The sequence below is a fragment of the Bradyrhizobium genomosp. I (2014) genome (assembly GCF_000261685.1).
Lineage (GTDB): Bacteria > Pseudomonadota > Alphaproteobacteria > Rhizobiales > Xanthobacteraceae > Bradyrhizobium.
The window spans coordinates 1-6,054 of the sequence record NZ_AJQE01000002.1; the positions used below are offsets into that span (position 1 = coordinate 1).

General features: G+C 65.5%; 7 protein-coding genes and 1 pseudogene. 1 reads left to right on the forward strand and 7 read right to left on the reverse strand.

Features of this window, described 5'->3' with window-relative positions; genetic code table 11:
- Positions 1-12 precede the first annotated feature (12 nt).
- Positions 13-1,248 carry an acyl-CoA dehydrogenase family protein gene (locus IC50_RS00020; protein WP_035699085.1) on the reverse strand — a complete coding sequence of 412 codons (1,236 nt, stop codon included), beginning with the start codon at positions 1,246-1,248 and terminating at the stop codon, positions 13-15.
- A 211-nt stretch (positions 1,249-1,459) separates the two neighbouring features.
- Here IC50_RS00020 and IC50_RS00025 point away from each other — a divergent pair, with 211 nt between their 5' ends.
- Positions 1,460-2,131, forward strand: a complete 672-nt coding sequence (locus IC50_RS00025; protein ID WP_035699087.1) for a TetR/AcrR family transcriptional regulator — start codon at positions 1,460-1,462, stop codon at positions 2,129-2,131.
- Positions 2,132-2,215: 84 nt separating this feature from the next.
- On the opposite strand, the gene IC50_RS00030 is transcribed toward IC50_RS00025, so the two are convergent.
- The 6 genes and pseudogenes from IC50_RS00030 to IC50_RS00050 form a co-directional block, all read right to left on the reverse strand.
- Positions 2,216-2,431: a hypothetical protein gene (locus IC50_RS00030; RefSeq protein WP_035699089.1), complete on the reverse strand. Its 216-nt coding sequence runs from the start codon at positions 2,429-2,431 to the stop codon at positions 2,216-2,218.
- Positions 2,432-2,605: 174 nt separating this feature from the next.
- Entirely contained in the window at positions 2,606-3,835 is a 1,230-nt protein-coding gene (locus IC50_RS00035) for a CaiB/BaiF CoA transferase family protein (protein WP_035699094.1), read from the reverse strand.
- A gap of 173 nt (positions 3,836-4,008) precedes the next feature.
- Complete coding sequence (locus IC50_RS00040; RefSeq protein WP_035699091.1) at positions 4,009-5,211, reverse strand: MFS transporter; 1,203 nt, start codon at positions 5,209-5,211, stop codon at positions 4,009-4,011.
- A gap of 119 nt (positions 5,212-5,330) precedes the next feature.
- Positions 5,331-5,501 (reverse strand): hypothetical protein, encoded by a 171-nt coding sequence (locus IC50_RS42285; RefSeq protein WP_193374069.1) that lies wholly within the window; start codon positions 5,499-5,501, stop codon positions 5,331-5,333.
- A 41-nt stretch (positions 5,502-5,542) separates the two neighbouring features.
- Positions 5,543-5,746: a hypothetical protein gene (locus tag IC50_RS00045; protein ID WP_035699092.1), complete on the reverse strand. Its 204-nt coding sequence runs from the start codon at positions 5,744-5,746 to the stop codon at positions 5,543-5,545.
- A gap of 26 nt (positions 5,747-5,772) precedes the next feature.
- Positions 5,773-6,054 (reverse strand): annotated as a pseudogene (locus IC50_RS00050) (PQQ-dependent sugar dehydrogenase); the annotation flags it as partial.

The following is a 6,054-nucleotide window of genomic DNA, read 5'->3' on the forward strand; positions in this document are numbered from 1 at the left end:
TCTCCGCCGTTCCTAGTGACTTGAAGAGTTTGCATACTTCCGAACCTCAAGTCTGGCAATGGCGCGATTGTGCACCTCGTCCGGACCGTCGGCGAGACGGAGCGTGCGGATATGGGCGTAGTCCTTGGCAAGGCCCGCCTCATCCGAGACGCCGGCGCCGCCGAAGGCCTGGATCGCCTCGTCGATGATCCTCAGCGCCATGTTGGGCGCGGCGACCTTGATCATGGCGATCTCGGCCTGCGCGGTCTTGTTGCCGACCTTGTCCATCATGTCGGCCGCCTTGAGGCACAGAAGACGCGTCATCTCGATGTTGGTGCGGGCTTCGCCGATGCGCTGCTCCCACACGCTGTGCTCGACGATCTTCTTGCCGAAGGCGGTGCGCGAGGTGAGACGCTTCACCATCTTCTCCAGCGCCTCCTCGGCCTTGCCGATGGTACGCATGCAGTGATGGATGCGGCCAGGTCCGAGGCGGCCCTGCGCGATCTCGAAGCCGCGGCCTTCGCCGAGCAGGATGTTCTCCTTCGGCACCCGCACATTCTCGAGCAGGACCTGGGCATGGCCGTGCGGCGCGTCGTCGAAGCCGAACACCGGCAGCATCTTCTCGACCTTGATGCCGGGAGTGTCGAGCGGAACCAGGATCTGCGACTGCTGCTGGTGCTTGGCCGCTTTGAAATCGGTCTTGCCCATCAGGATCGCGATCTTGCAGCGGGGATCGCCGACGCCGGACGACCACCATTTGCGGCCATTGATGACGTAGTGGTCGCCGTCACGCTCGATGCGGGTTTCGATGTTGGTGGCGTCGGACGAGGCGACCGCCGGTTCCGTCATCAGGAAGGCGGAGCGGATCTCGCCGTCCATCAGCGGACGCAGCCATTTGCGCTTCTGCTCCTTGGTGCCGTAGCGGATGAACACTTCCATGTTGCCGGTGTCGGGCGCGGAACAGTTGAACACTTCCGAGGCCCAGGTGATGCGGCCCATCTCTTCCGACAGCAGCGCGTATTCGAGATTGGTCAATCCCGCGCCGCGAAATTCGTCGTCTTCATGCTGGGACGGCGGCATGAACATGTTCCAGAGACCTTCGGCCTTCGCCTTCTTCTTGAGATCTTCCAGGATCGGGATGACCTTCCAGCGGTCGCCGCTCTTGTCCTGCTGGTCGTAGACCGGCACCGCCGGGCGCACGTGCTTGGCCATGAAGGACCGCACGCGGTCGAGCCATTCCTTCTGCTTGGGGGACAGATCGAAATCCATGGGACGCTCCTCGCTTCTTTCAACAAACGCTTTTGCGCCGGATTGTCCTCCCGCTGCGCGCGGCCCGCAATCGCGACTGCGCCACTTGCGAGCCTCAGCGGAACCCATCGCAGTTGCGAACGAGTCCCGATTGCGGATTGACTTTCTCCGACCTTCAAACGATAGTTTCATACAACTGTTTGAATTGCAACTCCCCTCCCCGAGGGCACCCATGGCCAGCGATCATACGAGGTCTGCCATTCTCGCCGCCGCCGAACGGCTCTACGCCGATCGCGGCTTCGGCGACGTGACGCTGCGCGACATCGTCGCGGAGGCGGGCGTCAACCTGGCGGCGGTGAACTATCATTTCGGCTCGAAGGATGAACTGATCGCGGAGCTGTTCGTGACACGTTCGATCGCCACCAACCGCGAGCGCCTGCGCGAATTGAAGGCGGCGGAAGAGCAAGGCGGCGGCCGGGCGCCGATCGAGGTGATCCTGCGCGCCCTGGTCGGTCCGACCTTGCGCGGCTGCCTCGGCCCGGAGAACCAGCGCTCCACCGCAGCGCGCTTCATGATCCGCGCTTCGATCGAATCCGTGCCGCCGATCCGCCGCATCAAGAACCGCGAGATCGACCATTTGCGCAAATTCGCCGGCGCGATGCGCCGCGCCCTGCCCGACCGCAGCGAGGTCAATGTCTACTGGGGCCTCAACTTCGCGCTCGCGATGGCGCACCACACCATCCGCGAGAGCGAGCGGCTGACGAAGCTGTCGGAAGGCAAATGCGATCTCGACGACGTCGAGGACGTGGTCGCGCGCGTGGTCAGCGTGGCGACGATGGCGCTGACGGCGGGAAAGGCGGAGACGAAGACGCCGGCCCGCGCGCTGGCGCGGAACGCGCGCTGATCAATGAGCTCGGTCGAAAGCCGATGCGAGGTCGCTCCCGCATGCGGGAAGACCTCGGAATTCCGCGCGTAGCGCGGCGGCGGGCTATGCCCGCGGCGGCATCTCCTCGGCCTCTTCCTTAGCGAGCAGCAGCAGCATCTCGATGCCCATCTCGCCTTCCTGGGGCGATCGGATGAACTTTATTTCCTCGGCGCTCTGCCGCAGCGCGGCAATGATGGCGACGGCCTGATTGGCAGTGGCCGCCTCGGTCGCCAGAATGGCCTTCTGGTCCTTGGCCTGGAACCCGATCGTGTAGGACATTCGCTTCCCTCCCGCACTCAAGTGGAGAGATCGAAGCAGAGTCGCTCGCGGAACGGAAGCCTGTGCGACTACGGACCGGGATTGTCTGGGGATTGCGCGCAAGCCTCAGGCAAGGCCCAGTATTGCGCGCATTCCCGGCTGGCAACAGTCGCGCCGCGGCTCGCGCTCATCCGGCTAGATGATCCCCTGTCGCTTCAGCGCCTCGATCTTCTCCGCATCATAGCCGAGCTTGCCGCCGAGCACCTCCCGGGTGTGCTCCCCCAGCAACGGCGGAGCGCGGTAGGTCTGGATCGGCGTCTCCGAGAGGGTCAGCGCGTTGCGGACCAGCGAGAGATCGGGCTCAAAGGGATGGTCGACCTTCACCCGCATACCGCGCGACTGGACGTGCGGGTCGGAAAACACCTGCTCGAAATTGTTGATCGGGCCTGACGGAACGCCGGCCTCCTCCAGCTTCTCCAGCCAGTAGGCCACCGGCTTCCTGAGGAACAGGCCGGCGAAGATCGCCATGATCTCCTTGCCGTGCACGACGCGGTCGTTGTTCTTGACGAAGCGCGGATCGTTCGCGAGCTCGGGCTCGCCGAGCACCGCGCAGGTGCGCTGGAACTGGCCGTCATTGCCGACCACCAGCATCAACTCGCCGTCGGCGCAGCGGAACACGCCGGCCGGCATGCCGCCATTGCCCCAGGTGCCGCGGCGCGGCGGGGTCTTGCCGTTGACGAGGTAGATCTGCAGCCAGTGCGACAGCGATGCGATGACGGTGTCGAACAGGCAGACGTCGATGTGCTGTCCCTGCCCGTCATTGGCATCGCGATGGTAGAGCGCCGAGAGAATCCCGATCGACGCGTTCATGCCGGTCATGTAGTCGACGATCGACGGGCCGACCTTCATCGGGCCCTCGCCAGGCTCTCCGTCGATATGCCCGGTGACGCTCATCAACCCGCCCATCGCCTGCAGGATGGCATCATAGCCGGCACGCGGCGCGTAGGGACCGGTCTGGCCGAAGCCGGTCACCGAGCAATAGATGATGCCGGGATTGATCGCCTTGATGGTCTCGTAGTCGAGGCCATAGCGCTTGAGATCGCCGACCTTGTAGTTCTCCATGAAGACATCGGCATCCTTGGCGAGTTCCCGGATGATCGCCTGGCCCTCGGGCTTGGCGATGTTGACGGTGACCGACTTCTTGTTGCGGTTGGCGCAGAGGTAGAACGAATTGTTGTTGTTGGCCTTGCCCTCGGGATCGGCCAGGTAAGGCGGTCCGAAGGCGCGCGCGTCGTCGCCGGTGCCCGGCCGCTCGATCTTGATCACCTCCGCGCCGAGATCGCCCAGCATCTGGGCCGACAGGGGCCCGGCCAGCACGCGGGTGAGGTCAAGGATCTTGGTGCCTGAGAGCGGCAAGGCCGACATGTCGATTTCCTCCGGAGAACTGATCTTGGCGCGGCGGCTCCAGGCCATGCCGCGCTCCCTGCGGATACACTATTTTGGGGTCCTGAGCACTGCACTGGCGGCATGCGGCCATCTCCTGCCGGGCAACCGCATTCTGCCGCAACTTTCCGCGCCGCGAATAATGCATGATCGGCTCAGGTCACGGCCGCCACCGCCCGCGGCCGCCGCCGTCCGAGCAGGACCAGGATCAGCACCGTCGCGCAGGAGAACGCCAGCGTGAGACCGAGCGCACCGCGGCTGCCGAATTCGGTGAGCAGGCCGACGAGAAGCGGCGGCGAGATCGCGGAGGCAAGATTGAGCGGCAGCGCGATCATCGACATCGCCCTGGCGAACTCGGCCTGGTCGTAGAACACAAGCGGAATGGTGGCCCGCGCCACCGCCATCGCGCCGCTGCCGGCGCCGTAGAGCAGGATGAAGACCGCAACGGCCCAGGTTGCGCCCTCGCCCAGCATCAAGAGCAGCATGGCGAGGGGCAGCGCGGTGCCGGCGACGAGCCCGGTCGTGATCCCGTCCCACCGCCCGCCGCCGAGAAGATCCAGTCCGCGGGCGCTGACCTGAATCACGCCCAGCATCGAGCCGAAGGCGAGCGCCTGCGCCTGCGCCAGCCCCTCCGCCCGGAGCAGCTCGATCAGGATGGCGCTGATGCCGAAATTGACGAAGGCGTTCAGCGTGATCGCGGCGGCGACGAGGCCGAACGTGCTCCTTGGAATCGCAGCCGGCGGCGACCGCCTGGCCGGCTCGGCGCCATCGTCCTTCGCGACGGACCGGCGTGGCGCGAGAAACGCATAGAGCGGGAGGCTGACGACGAGCATCATCACGGCATAGACGAGGCACGTCCCCCGCCAGCCGAGGTGACCGCTCAGGAACGAGGTCGTCGGCCAGAAGATGCTGCTGGACAGGCCCGTCACCAGCATGAGCGCGCCGATCGCGTTCTTGGCCTGCCGCCCCGCGATCTCGTTCAGCATGATATAGGCGCCGGTCGACAGCGTGGCGCTGCCGGCGATGCCGAGCACGATCCACGCTGCGAAATAAAGCATCGGCTCGCGCGCGAGCGACAGCAGCACGAAGCCCGGCGCAGTGACGATCGTGCCGACCATCATGACCGTCCGCGCGCCATGCCGCGCAAACGATTTGGCGAGCAACGGGCCGCACAGCCCCATCGAGACGTAGAGAACAGATGTCCCGGCAAACACCGCCGGCAAGCTCATGCCGAGATCGGCGGCGAGATCGCGCCCGACGATGGCGGGAAGGCCTATCGTGCCCCATCCGACCAATTGCGTGATCGCGAGCACCAGCAGGACGCCGACGAGCCTGCCGCCAGATTTCAAGAACCGCATTCCAAACGTCGCCTGCCCGCCAGGCGCAGATCGCGCCGGCGGCACGTCATACCCGGTATATGGGACGAGCGGGAATGTCGGTTCCGAATGGCACTGCGGCGCCAGCCGCAGAACAGGTGTCAGGAGGTGTGACCGGGATCGATATGCTTCGGCGTCTTCTTGTCGCGTTGCGGCGTCATTTTGGCCGGGTCGGGTGCGCCGGGCACGCCGCGCGGTCCGAGCTGCTCGCGCTGGATGTCGTCCTCGGACCGTGATGGCTCGACGCCGTTCTGCTCGCGGGGCTTGGTCATCGCGGCCTCCTTCCTTCGAACGCCATTCTGCGGCCGGACGTCTACGCACCCAGCGCGTTGTCGCCGGCTTCGCGGCCGGGCACGCTGACATGGACTTCATGTCCCTCACGAAGCGCCAGGGATGCCGCGGCGACCGCCGACTCGAAGGCGGCTTCCTTGGTGGCGTACCGGCTCTTGACGTCGCCATCATGCAGCACGCCCCATTCGCCCTGCACCGGCACGACGGCATATTGAGCAAGGCCCATTGTGGAGCTCCTCTCGTTCTCGCGATCTATCGTTGCGTCAGCTGCGGATGCGCCGCGCTCACCCGCCAAACCGTGTTGCCGCTATCGTCTGCGACCAGCAGCGCGCCTGATTTGTCGATGGCGACGCCCACGGGACGGCCACGCGCCTGGTTGTCGCCGTTCAGGAAGCCCGTGACGACGTCCTGTGCCGGACCGCTCGGCTTGCCGTCCTTGAACGGCACGAAGACGACCTTGTAGCCGTTGAGCACCTGCCTGTTCCAACTGCCGTGCTCGCCGACAAAGGCACCGCCGCGATAGGCTGGCGGCAG